Source organism: Actinoplanes sp. NPDC051851, assembly GCF_040681165.1.
GTDB lineage: Bacteria > Actinomycetota > Actinomycetes > Mycobacteriales > Micromonosporaceae > Actinoplanes.
The window spans coordinates 98,342-114,993 of sequence record NZ_JBFAYF010000005.1; the positions used below are offsets into that span (position 1 = coordinate 98,342).

Genomic DNA, 16,652 nt, shown 5'->3' on the forward strand with positions numbered 1-16,652 from the left:
ATGCGTACGCTGGATGATCTTCGCCGGTCGCTGGACGAGCACGCCGGGAGCGCCCCGGACGGGTTCGGCATGGTGGAACGGGCCCGGACCGGTGCCGGGCGGATCCGGCGGCGCCGCCGGATCCTGCAGGGCGCGGCCGCCGTGGTCGCGGTGCTCGCCACGGCGGTGGCGGTGCCGGTCGCGCTCCGGGAACGGGCGTCCGCCCCGATCGCCCCGGCGGCGAAGCCGTACCGGACGGCGGAGCAGTACTCGCTCACGCTCGCGGCGGACTCCGCGTTCGTCGTGCCGTGGCACACGCTGGACCGGACCCGGCAGATCCTCTCGGTGGCCAACGCGGCGGCCGTCGTGGCGGACCGTCCCGAGGAGGTCGGCGGCAACACCGGTGCCCAGGTGGTGGCCTTCGACCCGGGTGTGTTCGACCCGGCGGACCTGCGCGCGGGCGAGGCGGTCACCGTCTCCGGGCAGCGGGCCTGGTACGCGGCGGCCCTGCCCTTCGACTACGCCACGGTGCTGCCGATGGTGGACACGACGCCGATCCGGATGAACGTGCCGGCGGTCGGCTGGGAGGGCGCGTCCGGCGTCTGGATCGTCGTGTACCGGCCGCAGCGGAGCACGCCGGCCGCGTCGACCCGGGCCGAGCTGCTCGAGGTGGCGCGGGACGTTCGGCTGCGGGACACCCTGGAGACCGTACGGTCGCCGTTCCACCTGGGGTGGCTGCCGTCCGGGCTGACCGCGGACGCGCTGGAACTGCACGACCTGGCGCAACTGGCGGGCAAGTCCGTGTCGGTCGCGTTCGGCGACGGGACGGACGCGCGGGCGCTGAGCGTGATGGCCCAGCCGGCCGCCGGGGACCGGGACTGGGAGACGATCCGGCCCGAGCTCGGCGAGCCGGAGAAGGTCGCCGGGTACGACGTCTGGTACCAGACGGAGAAGGCGTCGGGGCTCGTGCCGGGCGAGGGCGGGAGCGTCACGTCCGTGGTGGCCGGCACGTGCCACCTGAGCATCTCGGTCGAGGACCGCAACCGGATCACCGAGGCGGACGTGCACCGGCTGCTGACCGGCCTGACGCTCGGGAAGTGCGCCGACGTGTCGACGTGGCGGGCGCTCCTGTAGCCCCGTCTATCGGTTGTCGACCGGGATCCGGTTCACTGGGCGGGTGTCTCTGGTCTTCGACACGCTCGGGCCGCTGGAGGTACGGCGGTCCGGGCGTGTGCTCCCGGTCGGGCCGCCACAGCGGCGGCGGCTGCTGATCCGGCTGCTGATCGCGGACGGGGCGCCGGTGGCCCGGGACGACCTGCTGCACGACCTGTGGCGGGGCGAGCCGCCGGGCGGGGCGGTGGCGTCGGTGCACGCGCACGTCAGCCGGTTGCGTGAGGTGCTCGGAGCGGAAGGCATCGCCCGGGACGCCGCGGGGTACCGCCTCTTGAGCGCGGCGGGGGCGCGATCGAGCGTACGGTATGAGATCTCCTGGAAGACGGCCCGGAAGCTGTACGCCGTGGGTGAGACGGCAGCCGCCCGGGGTGTGATCGAGGCGGGCCTGGCCGGGTGGCGTGGTGCGGCGTATGCCGACGCGGCGGCGTGGCCGTTCGCGCGGGCCGCGGCGGCCCGGCTGGAGGAGATCCGGACGGCCGGGGCGGAGCTGCACGTCCGGATCCTGCTGGCGGCGGGGGAGACGGCGCTCGCGGTGGAGGCGGCGCGGCGGCTCGTGGTGGCGCATCCGGTCCGCGAGACGGCCGGGGAGCTGCTGATCGAGTCGCTGAGCCGGGCCGGGATGCCGATGGCCGCTCTCGATCAGCGCAACCGGATGCGGGCCCGGCTGGCGGATCTCCGCTAGCGTCTCCTCCCGCCTCGCTCAGCCGAGCTTCCACTTCTGGTTGGACGTGCCACCGCACTCCCAGAGCTGCAGGCGGGTGCCGTTCGCGGTCTCCTGGTCGCGCACGTCGACGCACCGGCCGGTGACCGTGTTGACCAGGTCGTGCGAGCTGTTCAGGGTCCACTTCTGCGCGGTGCCGCCGTCGCAGGTGCCGACCTGGACGTCGGTGCCGTCCGCCATGCTGCCGCCCTCGGTCTCCAGGCAGAGGCCGAGCGAGCGGACCGTGCCCCCGGTGAACGTCCACTGCTGCCAGCCGGCGCCGGAGCAGTCCCAGATCTGCAGCGGCGTGCCGTCCTTCTCCTCGCCGTCGACGACGTCGATACAGCGGCCGGAGGCGTAGCTGACGATCGGGCTGCCGTCGGCCACCGTCGTCGTGCCGGTGTCGCTCTCCGTGCTGCTGTCGTCGTCCGTGCTGGCGTCGCCGTCCTCGCCGGTTGCTGTCGCGTTTTTCGTGCTCTTGGGTGTTTTGCGGGGCTTGCCGCTTCCCGAATCGCCGTCCTGGTAGACGGTGATCGTCGAACCGGGCGCGAGGCTCTCCCCCGCCGTCGGAGCCTCCTCGGCCGCCGTGGTCTCGGCCGTCGGCGGGGGCATCTCGAACGAGGGGAGCGCGTCCGGGTTCTGCCGGTCGTCGCGGCGGCGGTCCGGGTCGGTGGCGTAGCCGATGCCGATGGCGATCAGCGCCAGCACGACGGTGACGGCGGCGAGCACGAGAGCTCGACGTACCTTATCGGACTTCTCGTCTTTATCGTCTTTTTCTTCGACCGGCACCTCGGTCGTCGTCACGAAGGTGCGAGCGAAGGCCTTGAGGCGCTGGGCGGTCGTCTGCTCGCTGATCGCCATTCTCCAGGTCCTTTTCCGGTACGCCGTGCGAGAAGCTACCTCCGCGTCGATGGCCTCCCAAACGCTCGACAAGAATCCGGCGATCACCCGACACTGTGGGGATGGCCGACGACGTCCGGATCGCACACCGCACCTGCCCGCTCTGTGAAGCCGCCTGCGGGCTGGAGCTGACCGTCACCGGGGACAGGGTCACCGCGGCCCGTGGCGACCGGGACCACGTGTTCAGCCACGGCTTCGTCTGCCCGAAGGGCGCCACGTTCGGGCAGCTCTCGCACGACCCCGATCGACTCGCCGGGCCGCTGGTCCGGGGCGAGCCGGCCAGCTGGGAGGAGGCGTTCGCCGCGGTCGAGGCCGGGCTGCGCCCGCTGCTCGGCGAACCGGACGGCATCGCGTTCTACCTCGGCAACCCGAACGCGCACACGATGGCCGGGGGCCTCTACGTCACGCCGATGCTGAAGGCGGCCCGCTCGAAGAACGTCTACTCGGCGAGCACCGTCGACCAGATGCCCAAGCACGTCTCCTCCGGCTACCTCTTCGGGCACCCGCTGACCATCCCGGTGCCGGACATCGACCGGTCCGAGCTGGTGCTGATCCTCGGCGCGAACCCGTGGGAGTCGAACGGCAGCCTGGCCACCGCGGCGGACTTCCCCGGACGGCTCAAGGCGGTCCAGGCGCGCGGCGGGCGGTTCATCGTGGTCGACCCCCGGCGGACCCGGACCGCCGAGCACGCCGACGAGCACCTGTTCATCCGGCCGGGGACGGACGCGTTCCTGCTGTTCGGGGTGGTGCACGCGCTCTTCGCGGACGGCCTCGTCGAGCTCGGCCGTCTTGAGGGGCACGTCACCGGCGTGCCCGAGGTCCGTGATCTCGCCGCGTCGTTCGCCCCTTCGCTCGTCGCGCCGATGTGTGGCATTTCTGCTGACCGCATTCACCTGCTCGCACGGGAGATCGCCGCCGCGTCGAGCGCCGCGGTCTACGGGCGGATCGGCACGTGCACGGTCGAGTTCGGCACGCTGACCAGCTGGCTGATCGACGTGGTGAACATCCTGACCGGGAACCTGGACCGCCCCGGCGGCGTGATGTTCCCCCGCGCGCCGCACGAGCCGGTCTCCTCGCTCGGCGGTCGCAAGGGCTTCCGGACCGGGCGCTGGCACAGCCGGGTACGCGGGTTCCCCGAGGTCAAGGGCGAGCTGCCGGTCGCCACGCTGGCCGACGAGATCGAGACGCCGGGGGCGGGGCGGGTCCGCGCGCTGATCACGGTCGCCGGGAACCCGGTGCTCTCCACGCCGAACAGCGCCCGCCTCGACCGGGCCCTCGGCGAGCTGGACTTCATGGTGAGCGTGGACCCGTACCTGAACGAGACGACCCGGCACGCCGACGTGGTGCTCCCGCCGCCGGACGCCACCCGCAAGGGCCACTACGACTTCTCGTTCCTGGCCCTCTCCGTCCGCAACTTCGCGGCGTACTCGCCCCCGGTCCTCCCGCCCGATCCCGGCGCCCTCGACGAGTGCGACATCCTGGCCCGGCTCACGCTGATCCTCTCCGGACAGCCGGCCGCCACCGACCCGTCGGTGCTGCACTCCCGGCTGCTCGGCGCACCACTCGCGCCGGGTGACTCGCCCGCCGAACGGCTGCTGGACGCGGCGCTGCGGGCCGGGCCGTACGACCTCACCCTCGACGACCTGCGCGCCCACCCGCACGGCATCGACCTGGGCCCGCTCGAACCGCGGATCCCGTCCGTGCTGCGTACCCCGTCGGGCACCATCGAGCTGGTCGTCCCGGCGATCGCCGCCGACGTGGACCGGCTGCGCGCGGCGCTCGCCCCTTCTCGCTCCTCGTCGAACCCGGCCGATCTCGTCCTGATCGGCCGCCGCCACCTGCGCTCCAACAACAGCTGGATGCACAACGTCCCGGCGCTGGTGAAGGGCCGCGACCGCTGCACCCTGCAGATCCACCCGCAGGACGCCGCCCGTCTCACGTTGACCGAGGGCGATCAGGCCCAGGTCACGTCGCGGGCCGGCACGCTCGCGGTCGGCGTCGAGATCACCGATCGGGTGATGCCGGGCGTGGTCAGCCTCCCGCACGGCTGGGGCCACGACCGCCCCGGCACCCGCCTCTCGGTCGCCGCGAACCACCCCGGCGTCAACACCAACCTCCTCACCGACGAACTGGTCATCGACCCCCTCTCCGGCAACAGCGTCCTCAACGGCATCCCCGTCGAGATCAAACCCTTCCCCGAGGTACGCCTCCCGTAACGTTCCCGCTCCCCGGCCGGCCCTCACGGGTGCCCCGGGCTGTCCCAGACACCCGTGACCCTGCTGGTCACATCTGGACCACCTGGGCGGGACGCCGGATCCCGTGACCGGGTGCCCGCCCGAACACTCGCCGTCCGCGGATCGCCGGCCCGCCTGCCGGGGTTCGTTCGTGGACCCGGCCGGGCGGTACCCCGCGGGCGGTGAGCCGGCGGTGAGCCTGCGGTGAGCCTGCGGTCCGGGGTGGCTCGGCCGGTCCGGGGCGCCTCGGCCGGCCCGGCTGGCGATCCGGGGTGTCTCAGGCCCTCCGAGGCACCCGTGACCACCAGCCATACCCGGCCCCGGTCCCACACCCGGCTTCTGCCCGCTTCCCGGCTCCCGCCTTTCCGTGAGCCGGGGAGCGGCGCGTGCCGTGGGCCGGTTATCAGGGGGTGTAGAGCTCGGCTAGCGCGGTGGCCGTGCCGTCGGTGCTGGTCAGCTCGACCAGGCCGCCGCCGGTGACCCGCTCGGCGAGTTCGGTCGCCGAGATGGTGCAGGTGCCGACCGTGACGGGGTTGCCGGCGCAGCGCTCCGGGTCGTCGAACGTGCTGGTCAGCTTCGGGGCGGCGGACGTCGGCAGGGTGACGACCATCCGGCTGTCCTCGGTCAGCCACTCCCGCTCGCACGGGGTGTCCGCGGTGGGCTTGAGGTGGAGGGCGGTGCAGTACTCGTCGCCCGACAGGAAGAGGACCGGTTCGACGACGATCGACCGCGAGGCCGGATAGTAGGCCCGGACCTTCACCACCGACGTGGTGCTCCCCCGCCGTACGTCGGTGAACGGGGGAAGCGAACCGGCCGGCGACGGGGCGGTCTCCTCGATCGGGCGGATCTCCGCGCCGGTGACCAGCGCGGTGGCCGTGACCTCGTCGTTCTTCGCGGTGTCGATCGGGGCGACGCCGAAGGCCACCGTGCCGGCGAGCAGGCTCGGGTCGGTCAGCGCGGTGTGGAGGGTGGACTGGCCGTCGACGGCGACCGAGGCGGACTCGTCGCGCAGGGTCAGCAGAACGCGCCGGGGCTGTCCGGGAGTGAACAGGGTGGTGTCCGCCGACGCGAGCATCGTGGTCTGCACGGCGCCCTCGTGGCGGATCCGGACGATCGTGGGGCAGAGGTCGAGCCAGTACGCGCCGTCGCCCGCTGCGCGGAACCGGATCTCGCCGCAGGACCGGGCGTCGTCGACGGCGATCGTGGCGGAGATCGACTGGTCGCCGGCGAACGTCTCGCTCGTGCCGGGGCAGAGCATCTCGAAGTCGGACGTGGTCATCAGCAGGCCGTTCCGGAACGAGCAGCGGCCGCCGTACTCGTCGGTCGACGCCTTCCACTGGCCGCGGCGGTCGAGGGCGTCCACCACCCACGGGCCGCGGACCGCACCGGGCGTCGGCATGGTGGCCTGCTCCGGCTCGGCCGCGGTGCTCGGACCGGGGGCGGGCGCGGGCTGGGCGAGGCTCCGGCTGTAGAGGCCGACACCGGCCATGATCAGGGTGACGGCGGCGGTCGCGGCGACCAGTGTCCGGGTACGCCGCCGCCTCGGCGGAACCGCTTCGACGGGTTGCCCCAGGCGTGCGCCGGCGCCGGAGACGTGCCGTCCGGACAGCTGGGCCGCCTCGGCGACCTCCCGCAGGCGGGGGTCGAGGGTCGGCGGGCGGCTGATCGCGTACGGGTCGGTGTTCTGCGCCAGCAGGAGGTTGAGCAGTTCGTGGGCGGTGGGGCGCTCCTCCGGGTCCTTGGCGAGCGCCAGCGCGACCAGGTCGGCGAGCGGCCCGGTCAACCCGGTCAGGTCGGGCGGCTGGGTGAGGATGCGGGCGGCGGTGGCGACCGGCGAGTCGGCCCGGAACGGGGTGCGGCCGGTTCCGGCGTACGCGATGACGGCACCCCAGGCGAACACGTCCGCGGCCGGGGTGATGTCCCGGTGCACGCCGTCGAACCGCTCCGGGGCCATGTACGCCACCGTGCCCACCATCTGGTCCGGATGTGTGTGCTGGCTGGTCACCTCGAGGGCCCGGGCGATGCCGAAGTCGATCACCTTCGGGGTGCCGAGCGCGAAGAGCACGTTGCGCGGTTTGAGGTCGCGGTGGATCACCCCGGCACCGTGGATGGCGGTCAGCGCGGTGGCCACCCCGACCGCGACGCCGTGCAGCCGGCTGTCCGCGAGCGGGCCCTCCTGCGCGACCACCTCGTCCAGGCTGGGGCCGTCGACGTACTCCACCACCAGGTACGGCGTCGGGTGCTCCGGGTCGGCGTCGAGGACCGCGGCGGTGCAGAACGGCGGGACCTGGCGGGCGCGTTTGACCTCACTGCGGAACCGCCCGCGGAACTCCTCCTCGTGGGCGTACTCCGGCTTAATGATCTTGATGGCGACCAGGGGACCGTCGTCGCGGCGCCCGAGGAAGACCGCGCCCATGCCGCCCTCGCCCAGACGGGACAGCAGCTGATAGCCGCCCAGCGATGCCGGATCGCCGGGACGCAGCGGGCTCTTCATCGGCCGACCCATCGACGTCGCTGGACAGAACGGCCATACAGTACGCAGCCCCGCCCGCACTCCCGGCGCCGGGCCGACGGCCGGCTCCGAGCGCCGCCGTCAGGACCGCCCGGGGCCGCGGCTGCTACCGGCGTCGTACCCGGGGAATACCACCGGGGTTGGATGCCGTCCGGCGGCCGCCGCCGTAGCGTGGCAGCAATGCAGGTGTTTCCGCCGGCGCCGCTGCATCGGCTCGCCATCGTGCAGCGCCGGCCGTGGCTGGCCGACGTGATCGCCGGGGTGCTGGTGGCCGGGCTGGCCGCGAGCGGGGCGCTGACCGGTGCGGGCGAGATGCACCACGTGCCGCTCGCCGCCGACCTGGTGACCGCCGGGATCGCCGGTCTCGCGGTCGGGCTCGGGCGGGTCGCGCCGATCCCGGTGCTGATCATCTCCGCCGCGATCGAGGTCGGGTACCTCCTCACCGGCTGGGCCATCCCGCCGCTGATCTTCGCGGTCTGCGCGGCGCTGTACCGGCTCGCGGTCCGCTACGACTGGCGGGTCTCCTGGCCGGTGGCGATCGTGCTCTCGGTGGTGTTCGCGCTCGCCTCGGCGTTCGGGACCGGTGCCTGGTGGACGCCGATCGCGATGCTCTTCGTCGCGGCGACCGGCATGGCGACGGCGGCCGGGGACGCGGTGCGCAGCAGGCGGGCGTACATCGCCGAGGTCGAGGCCCGGGCGCGGCGCGTCGAGCAGAGCCGGGAGGAGGAGGTGCACCGCCGGGTGGCCGAGGAGCGGCTCCGGATCGCCCGGGAACTGCACGACGTGGTCGCGCACCACATCGCCGTGATCAACGTGCAGTCCGGTGCGGCCGCGTTCGCGCTGACCCGGCAGCCGGAGGCCGCGGGAGCGCCGCTGAACCACATCCGGCGGGCGTCCAGCACCGTGCTGCGTGAGCTCACCTCGATCGTCGGCCTGCTGCGCCAGCCGGGCGAGGCCGCGCAGGGCAATCACCCGCAGCCGGGCCTCGCCCAGCTACCGGAGTTGCTGGAGAGCTCCGGGCTGACGATCGAGTACACCGAGCGCGGTGAGCCCCGGGCGCTGCCGGCGAGCGCGGACCTGGCGGCGTACCGGATCACCCAGGAGGCGCTGACCAACGCCCGCAAGCACGGCCGGGTCCACGAGCCGGTCCGCGTCACCTTCGACTGGGCCCGGGACCGCCTGACCATCGAGATCAGCAACGTCATCGCCACGCCGTCCGGGGTGATCGGGTACGGGCTGATCGGCATGCGGGAGCGCGCCGTCGCCGCGGGTGGGACGATCCAGGCGGGCCCGGACGGCGGCGTCTTCACCGTTCATGCCACGCTTCCCGCTGTGAAGGATGAGATGTGACGATCCGGGTCCTGCTCGCCGACGACCAGACCCTGATCCGGGCCGGTTTCCGCCTGATCATCGACCTGGCCGACGGCATGGAGGTGGTCGGCGAGGCCACCGACGGCCGCGAGGCGGTCCAGTTCGCCCGCGACCACCGGGCCGACGTGGTGCTGATGGACATCCGGATGCCGCAGATGGACGGCATCGAGGCGACCCGCACGATCGGCGCCGACGAGCAACTGGCCGGCGTCCGCGTGATCATCCTTACCACGTTCGAGGCGGACGACAACGTGCTGGCCGCGCTCCGGGCCGGCGCCAGCGGCTTCCTCAGCAAGGACGTCGAGCCGGAGGAGCTGCTGCGCGCCATCCGGGTGGTCGCCGCCGGCGACGCCCTGCTCACGCCGCGCGCCACCCGGGGCCTGATCGACCGCTTCCTGGCGCCGTCCTCCGACACGCCGTCGGTCTCCCCGGCCCTGGAGGTCCTCACCGAACGCGAGCGCGAGGTCCTGCGCCTGGTCGCCCTGGGCCGCTCCAACGAGGAGATCGCCGAGCACTTCGTCCTCTCCCCGCTGACCGCCAAGACCCACGTCCACCGCGCGATGACCAAACTCGGCGTCCGCGACCGCGCCCAGCTGGTCGTGATCGGCTACCAGAGCGGCCTGGTCCGCCCCGGCGAGCAGCCCTGACTACCACCCCAGTAGCAGATCAAGACCCTTCCCCGGTACGCCCGAAGCACTGCCACCCGGCCACCCGGCCACCCGGGACGAGCTCGCCACGTGCCCGATCAGGCGTCCGTGAGCTGGTTGCCGACCTGATGCGCAATGATCAGTGATGACACGTGGAAGTGGTGCCTGGTGGCATCCGCCCGGGGGCGCGGTGGGCCGGCGAATGATGGAAAAGTCTTGTGCTCCGGCGAGCCGACGTACGAGGCGCGGGCAGCCAGTTCAGCCAGGTTCCGATCGGGCGGCACCTCGCTGACTGAGCGACGCATGGGGCGCCGGCGCTTCGTAGCTCGCATGCCGACCAGTATCACCCACGGAGTGGTGATTCCAGGAAGGTAAGGCACGGGTGGGGGACGGGCACTCATCCAGTCTGATCTCGCGGCAACCGCGGGTGGTCAAGGGCGATTGCGGCCGGTACGGGAGCACGGCCGATCGCCCGGGGCGGCGAGAAGCTTGCTATGCAACGAGTTGCATAGGAGGATGCGGGCGTGGCGTTGGAGCATGCGATTCTCGTGTCGTTGCTGGAGCAGCCCGGGTCGGGGTATGAGCTGGCCCGGCGGTTCGAGCGGTCGATCGGGCGGTTCTGGACGGCGACGCATCAGCAGATCTACCGGGTGCTCAAGCGGATGGAGAGCGACGGCTGGGTCACCGCCGAGGAGGTCGGGCAGGACGGGCGGCCGGACAAGAGGTCGTACTCGGTCGCCGCGAGCGGGCGGGCGGTGCTCACCGAGTGGCTGCGCGGGGCGGTGCAGCCCGAGGCCGTGCGGCACGATCTCGCGGTACGTGTCCGCGGGGCGGCCTTCGCCGACGCGGCGGGGCGGGCCGCGCTGATCGCCGAGGTGGAGCGCTACCGAGCCGGGCACGAGGAGACGCTGGCACGCTATCTCGTGGGGGAGAAACGGGACTTTCCGGATGTGAGCGCGCTGGAACCCGGGGATCGACTCCAACACGTCGTGCTCCAGGGCGGGATCGCCTACGAGCGGATGCTCCTCGCCTGGCTCGACGACGTCCTGATCACGCTGCGCTCCCTATAGAAAGGACCCCGAACAGTGTTGTTCAACCCCCACACCTACGATCCGGCGCACTTCGACGCCGAGACGCGCCGGCTGCTGCGGGCGACGATCGACTTCTTCGAGGAGCGCGGCAAGGACGCGCTGCTGCAGCGCTACATCGACCGGGTCTGGTACCAGGACTTCCTGGACTTCGCGGCGAAGGAGGGGCTGTTCGCGACCTTCATGACGCCGGCCGCCGACGCCGCCGGCAACCCGGACAAGCGGTGGGACACGGCCCGGAACGCGGCGCTCAGCGAGATCCTCGGCTTCTACGGCCTGGACTACTGGTACGTCTGGCAGGTCACCGTGCTCGGCCTCGGCCCGGTGTGGCAGAGCGCGAATACCGCAGCCCGCGAATCGGCAGGAAGGCTCCTCGACGAGGGGCACGTGATGGCGTTCGGGCTCTCCGAGCGGAGCCACGGCGCGGACATCTACGCCACCGACATGGTGATCGCCGACGACCGGGCGAACGGGACGAAGTACTACATCGGGAACGGCAATGTCGCCGGGCTCGTATCGGTGTTCGGAAGGAACGACCAGGGCTACGTCTTCTTCGCGGCGGACAGCCGGCGGCCCGGGTATCACCTGATCAAGAACGTCGTGAACAAGCAGATGTACGTGAGCACGTTCGAACTCCGCGACTACCCCGTACGCCAGGCGGATGTCCTTCATGAGGGGCAGGGCGCCTTCGACGCGGCGCTGAACACGGTGAACATCGGCAAGTTCAACCTCTGCACGGCGGCGATCGGGATCTGCGAGCACGCCATGTACGAGGCGGTCACCCACGCGCACCGGCGGATGCTCTACGGCAAGCCGGTCACGAACTTCGCCCATGTGCGCCGGGAGCTCTCCGACGCGTACGTGAGGCTCGCCGCCATGAAGCTCTTCAGCGATCGCGCGGTTGATTATTTCCGGTCAGCGGGACCGGATGACCGCCGCTACCTGCTCTTCAACCCGATGACCAAGATGAAGGTCACCACCGAGGGCGAGCGGGTCATCGACCTGATGTGGGACGTGATCGCGGCGAAGGGCTTCGAGGCGGACACCTACTTCGACAAGGCGGCGATGGACATCCGCGGCCTGCCGAAGCTCGAGGGCACGGTGCACGTCAACCTGGCGCTGATCCTCAAGTTCATGCCGAACTACCTGTTCAACGCGGTCGAGTACGAGCCCGTGCCGGAGCGGAAGGACGCGGCGGACGACGAGTTCCTGTTCCGGCAGGGTCCGGCGCGCGGTCTGGGCGCGATCAGGTTCCACGACTGGCGTGATGTTTACGATAAATACGGACATATTGCCAACGTGGCGATATTCCGCGAGCAGGCGGATGGTTTCTGCCAGCTGAAAATCGATGGAGAGCAGTACAAAGACCTCGACTTCCTGCTCTCCGTCGGGCACCTCTTCGCGCTGATCGTCTACGGACAGCTGATCCTGGAGAAGGGCGCCGACCCGCAGCTGCTCGACGAGATCTTCGCGGTGCTGGTCCGGGACTTCTCGGCGTACGCGACCGAACTGCTCGGCAAGGCCGCGACCACCGAGGAGCAGGCCGCCTGGGCGCTCGCGCACGTCCGCCGCCCGGTTGCCGATCCGGAGCGGACGGCTGCGATCTGGGAGCAGGTGCTCGCGCTCGTCGGCGCGTACGAGATGCGTCCCTGACAGTTCCTTGAATCCTCCCCGCCCCGTCCGATCAGGGGACTCGCAAGGTCGGACGGATCGGGGGAGGGTTCGGTGTTCAGCACGCTGCGGCGCGATCCGGTGCTCCGTGCCCTGACCGGGCTCACCCTGCTCGGCTGCGTGCTGTTCTTCGTGTTCGCCGGCCGCCCGGACTGCCAGGTCAAGGTCTACTGGGTGGCCCAGGTGCCGCTGGACTTCGCCCTCGGGTACGGCGCCTGGCGACTGCGCCGGCTCGCCGACGCCCAGTACCGGCGGTTCTGGTCGATGATCGGGTTCGCCGGGTTCTCGTTCACCGCCGGGGACGTCTTCCAGTCGGGCACGGTGCTCTTCGCGTACTCCGGAACGCCGTCGCTGAACGGTGGCATGGTGCAGACGGTCTGCTTCGCGGTGGGCATGAGCAGCAACGTGATCGCCTGCCTGATCTTCCCGCAGGGCCTGCGCACCGCGCGGGAGAAGCTGATCTTCTGGCTGGACGCGGCGACCGTGCTGGTCGGCGGTGGCGCGGTGGCCTGGTGCTTCGCGTTCAACCCGATGGCCGGTACGCACGTCGACCGGCTCAACGCGAGCGTCACCGCGGCGCTGGTGCTGGTCGCCACGTTCAGCGCTACCAAGGTCGCGCTGCTCAAGGCGCCGCCGATGGCCCGGATCGCGGCCTGGCCGATGGTCGGCGCGGCGATGGTCCAGGGCGTCAGCACGTTCCTGCCCGGCGACTTCCAGAGCATGGACCACGCGTACGTCTACGCCATCCGCCTGATGCCCTCGCTGCTGATCGCGATGGGCCCGTGGGTCCAGGCGGTGATCCTGCGGACCGGCGGCGCGCCGCACACGGTCAAGCGCCGCCCGTACAGCCTGCTGCCGTACGGCATGATCGCGGTGACCTTCGTGGTCTTCTTCATGATGCTGCCGGAGACCGCCTCCTCCCAGCTGGTCGGCGCCACCACCGGCGTCGTGGTGATCACCTTCCTGGTCGCCGGGCGGCAGCTGGTGGCGTTCCACGACAACATGGTGCTGATCGGGCGCCTCGACGTGGCGATGGACGAGCTGCGTCACCGGGCGTCCTTCGACAGCCTGACCGGGCTGGCGAACCGGACCCACTTCCACGAGGCGATGGCCGCCGGCGGCGAGGACGGCGCGGTGATGCTGATCGACCTCGACGACTTCAAGACGATCAACGACACGATGGGCCACGCGGCCGGTGACCAGCTGCTGGTCATCGTCGCGGACCGGCTGCGGGCGGCGGTACGCGAGGGCGACATGGTGGCCCGGCTCGGCGGCGACGAGTTCGCCGTCCTGCTGCCCGGCTGCGGCACCGCGGAGGCCGGGATCATCGCCGAGGCGATCCTGCGCAGCCTCGCCGTCTCGACCGAGATCCGCCAGCACACCGTGCTGACCCGGGCGAGCGTCGGCGTCACCGCGGCCCGCCCCGGTGACGACCCGTCCGTGCTGCTCAGCAACGCCGACATCGCCATGTACGAGGCGAAGCGCCGCGGCAAGGGCATGTGGGTCGCCTACAGCGCCGAGATGGGCGCCCGGATCAGCGCCGAGGCGGTGCTGATCCGGGAGATGAACCAGGCCCTGGAGACCGGCGAGTTCGACCTCTTCTACCAGCCGATCGTGCGGCTCGCCGACGAGCGGATGACCGGCGTCGAGGCGCTGATCCGCTGGCGGCACCCGGTCCGCGGGCTGGTCTCGCCGATCGAGTTCATCCCGATCGCCGAGCGCACCGGGCAGATCGTCGCGATCGGCCGCTGGGCGCTGCGCGAGGCCTGCCGCCAGGGCGCCGCGTGGTACGCGCGCGGCGAGCCGTTGACCGTCGGCGTCAACGTGGCCGGCCCGCAGCTGCGCGACCCGAACCTGGTCGCCGATGTGGCCACCGCGCTCGCCGACAGCGGTCTGCCGCCCGGCCTGCTCAGCATCGAGGTGACCGAGACGGCCGTGCTCGACGACGAGGAGTCCCACGAGGCGATGGTCGCCCTGCGGGCCCTCGGCGTCCGGCTCGCCCTGGACGACTTCGGCACCGCGGCGTCCTCGCTCGGCCTGCTGCTCACCTGCCCGGTCACCACGCTCAAGCTGGACCGCTCGTTCGTCGAGTCGATCACCACGGTGGGCCGCCAGTCGGCGGTGGCCACCGCGGTGAGCCAGATGGCGAGCGCGCTGGAGTTCTCCTCGGTCGCCGAGGGCATCGAGACCGAGGAGCAGCGCGACCTGCTGCGCAACCTGGGGTACGAGTACGGCCAGGGCTACCTCTACTCCCGCCCGGTGCCGCCGGAGCAGATCAGAGGAACAGGGCACCCTCCGCGGCCTTCGTCAGCAGCAGCGCTGGCGGGGTGAACCGCTCGCCGTAGCGTCCGGCCAGCTCACGGGCCCGCTCGGCGAAACCGGCCGGGCCGCCCGGGTACTGGTTGATGTACTGCAGCACGCCGCCGGTCCAGCCCGGGTAGCCGATGCCGAGGATGGACCCGACGTTCGCCTCCGGAACGGAGAGGAGCACGCCCTCCTCCAGGCAGCGCACGCTCTCGATCGCCTCGATGAAGAGCATCCTCTCCTGTACGTCGGCGAACGGGATCTCGGCGGACGGGTTCTCCGGCGCGGTGCCGGAGAACGCCGACAGACCCGGCCACAGGCGGACGCGCCTACCCTCCTCGTACTCGTAGAAGCCCGCGCCGGAGGAACGGCCCGGCCGGCCGAAGTCGTCGATCATGCGCTCCAGGACCGCGTCGGCCGGGTGCGGCACCCACGCGTCGCCGGCCGCCGCCCGGTTCTCCCGGCTGATCCTCCGGGGCAGGGTCAGCGTGAGCTCGTCCATCAGCGCGAGCACCGGTGCGGGGTAGCCGGCCTGGGTGCTCGCCTGCTCGATGGTGGCCGGCGGGACGCCCTCGGCGAGCATCGCCATGCCCTCGTTGGTGAACGTGCCGATCACCCGGCTGGTGAAGAATCCGCGGCTGTCGCCGACCACGATCGGCGTCTTGCGGAGCGCCCGCACCACGGCGAGCGCCCGCCGCAGCGTCTCCTCGCTGGTCTTCTCCCCGCGGATCACCTCGACCAGCGGCATCCGGTCGACCGGCGAGAAGAAGTGCAGGCCGATGAAGTCCGACGGGCGGCGGACCCCCTCGGCGAGCAGCGTGATCGGCAGCGTCGAGGTGTTCGAGCAGAGCAGCGCGCCGGGCGACACCACGTCCTCGATCTCGGCGAAGACCTTGTGCTTGAGCGCCGGGTCCTCGAAGACCGCCTCGATCACCAGTCCGGCACCCGCCAGATCGCGGGCCTCGCCGGTCGGCGTGATCAGATCAAGAAGGTCCTTCGAAGCCCCGAGCTTCTCCGCGTACGCCTTCCCGCGCTCGGCCGCCTCCCGGGTGACGTCGCGCAGCACCACCGGCAGTCCCGCCCGGGCGCACACGTAGGCGATCGCCGCACCCATCATCCCGGCGCCGAGCACCGCCACCGTGCCGATCGGCGGGGTGTCCCCGACGTCGCGGGCGTTCACCTCGTTCAGGTCGAAGAAGAACGCCTTGATCATGTTCTTGGCGATCGGGCCGCGGACCAGCTCGATGAAGTACCGGCTCTCGATCGTGAACGCGGTGTCGATGTCGACCTGGGCACCCTCCACGGCGGCCGCGAGGATGTTGCGCGGTGCCGGGTAGGGCGCGCCCTTGAGCTGCTTGCGGAGCGTGGCCGGGAAGGCGGGCAACTGGGCGTACGGGATCCCGCCCGGAATCCGGTAGCCCTCGGCGTCCCACGGCTGGGCGGCCTCCGGGTGGGCCGCGATCCACGCCCGGGCCGCGGCGATCAGCTGCTCCGGGGTCTCCACCAGCTCGTCGACCAGGCCCAGCTCCAGCGCTTTCGCGGCCCGGTGCCGCTTCCCCTTCAGCAGCACCTCGGTCAGCGCCGTGGTCAGGCCGAGCAGCCGGACCGTACGGGTCACCCCGCCACCGGCCGGTAGCAGGCCGAGCGTGACCTCGGGGAGTCCCACCTCGGCACGCGGGACCGCGATCCGGTGGTGACAGGCGAGCGCCAGCTCGTACCCGCCGCCCAGAGCCGCGCCGTTGATCGCGGCGACCACCGGACGGCCCAGCCGTTCCAGGCGGCGGAACTGCTCCTTCACCGCGGTGGCCCGTTCCAGGGCGAGGGTCTCCTGGCCGGGCTCGACGGCGCGCAGCGAGTCCAGGTCACCGCCGGCGAACCAGGACTTCTTCGCCGAGGTGACGATCACCCCGGTGATGTCGTCCCGCTCCGCCTCCAGACGGCCGACGACCGCCGCCATGCCGGCGATGTACGCGTCGTTCATGGTGTTCGCGCCGCGGGACGGGTCGTCCAGGACGAGGGTGACGACGCCGTCGGCGCCGCGCTCGTAGCGGATGGTCTCGGTCATCGGGATGT

At 71.7% G+C, this 16,652-nt stretch carries 11 protein-coding genes; 8 read left to right on the forward strand and 3 right to left on the reverse strand.

All coding sequences use genetic code 11. The annotated features are described in order from the left end of the window. Together AB0M08_RS07225 and AB0M08_RS07230 are read left to right on the forward strand one after the other, a co-directional pair. Positions 1 to 1,113, forward strand: a complete 1,113-nt coding sequence (locus AB0M08_RS07225) for a hypothetical protein (protein WP_364489873.1) — start codon at positions 1 to 3, stop codon at positions 1,111 to 1,113. 43 nt (positions 1,114 to 1,156) lie between these two features. Then, a complete protein-coding gene (locus AB0M08_RS07230; protein ID WP_364489876.1) occupies positions 1,157 to 1,834 on the forward strand; it encodes a BTAD domain-containing putative transcriptional regulator in 678 nt (225 codons plus the stop codon). 18 nt (positions 1,835 to 1,852) lie between these two features. Here AB0M08_RS07230 and AB0M08_RS07235 read toward each other — a convergent pair whose 3' ends face one another. Next, entirely contained in the window at positions 1,853 to 2,713 is an 861-nt protein-coding gene (locus AB0M08_RS07235; protein ID WP_364489879.1) for an RICIN domain-containing protein, read from the reverse strand. Positions 2,714 to 2,814: 101 nt separating this feature from the next. Between AB0M08_RS07235 and AB0M08_RS07240 the strand changes: the two genes are divergently transcribed. Then, positions 2,815 to 4,968 carry a molybdopterin oxidoreductase family protein gene (locus tag AB0M08_RS07240; RefSeq protein WP_364489882.1) on the forward strand — a complete coding sequence of 718 codons (2,154 nt, stop codon included), beginning with the start codon at positions 2,815 to 2,817 and terminating at the stop codon, positions 4,966 to 4,968. 421 nt (positions 4,969 to 5,389) lie between these two features. Here the strand turns inward: AB0M08_RS07240 and AB0M08_RS07245 are convergent, their stop codons facing one another. Beyond that, a complete protein-coding gene (locus tag AB0M08_RS07245; protein WP_364489885.1) occupies positions 5,390 to 7,480 on the reverse strand; it encodes a serine/threonine-protein kinase in 2,091 nt (696 codons plus the stop codon). A gap of 198 nt (positions 7,481 to 7,678) precedes the next feature. Between AB0M08_RS07245 and AB0M08_RS07250 the strand changes: the two genes are divergently transcribed. From AB0M08_RS07250 to AB0M08_RS07270, 5 genes are all read left to right on the forward strand, one after another. Then, positions 7,679 to 8,848 (forward strand): histidine kinase, encoded by a 1,170-nt coding sequence (locus tag AB0M08_RS07250; RefSeq protein WP_364489887.1) that lies wholly within the window; start codon positions 7,679 to 7,681, stop codon positions 8,846 to 8,848. Continuing rightward, positions 8,845 to 9,516, forward strand: coding sequence for a response regulator transcription factor (locus AB0M08_RS07255; protein ID WP_364489890.1), 672 nt, complete (start codon positions 8,845 to 8,847; stop codon positions 9,514 to 9,516). Before AB0M08_RS07250 ends, AB0M08_RS07255 begins: the two co-directional genes overlap by 4 nt. Positions 9,517 to 10,040: 524 nt before the next feature. After that, positions 10,041 to 10,586, forward strand: coding sequence for a PadR family transcriptional regulator (locus AB0M08_RS07260; RefSeq protein ID WP_364489893.1), 546 nt, complete (start codon positions 10,041 to 10,043; stop codon positions 10,584 to 10,586). Positions 10,587 to 10,601: 15 nt separating this feature from the next. Beyond that, positions 10,602 to 12,257, forward strand: a complete 1,656-nt coding sequence (locus tag AB0M08_RS07265) for an acyl-CoA dehydrogenase family protein (protein WP_364489896.1) — start codon at positions 10,602 to 10,604, stop codon at positions 12,255 to 12,257. Between the two features lie 72 nt (positions 12,258 to 12,329). Further along, a complete protein-coding gene (locus tag AB0M08_RS07270; RefSeq protein ID WP_364489899.1) occupies positions 12,330 to 14,606 on the forward strand; it encodes an EAL domain-containing protein in 2,277 nt (758 codons plus the stop codon). Here the strand turns inward: AB0M08_RS07270 and AB0M08_RS07275 are convergent. Next, positions 14,551 to 16,644, reverse strand: coding sequence for a 3-hydroxyacyl-CoA dehydrogenase NAD-binding domain-containing protein (locus AB0M08_RS07275; RefSeq protein ID WP_364489902.1), 2,094 nt, complete (start codon positions 16,642 to 16,644; stop codon positions 14,551 to 14,553). The genes AB0M08_RS07270 and AB0M08_RS07275 overlap by 56 nt on opposite strands. Between the last annotated feature and the right edge of the window lie 8 nt (positions 16,645 to 16,652).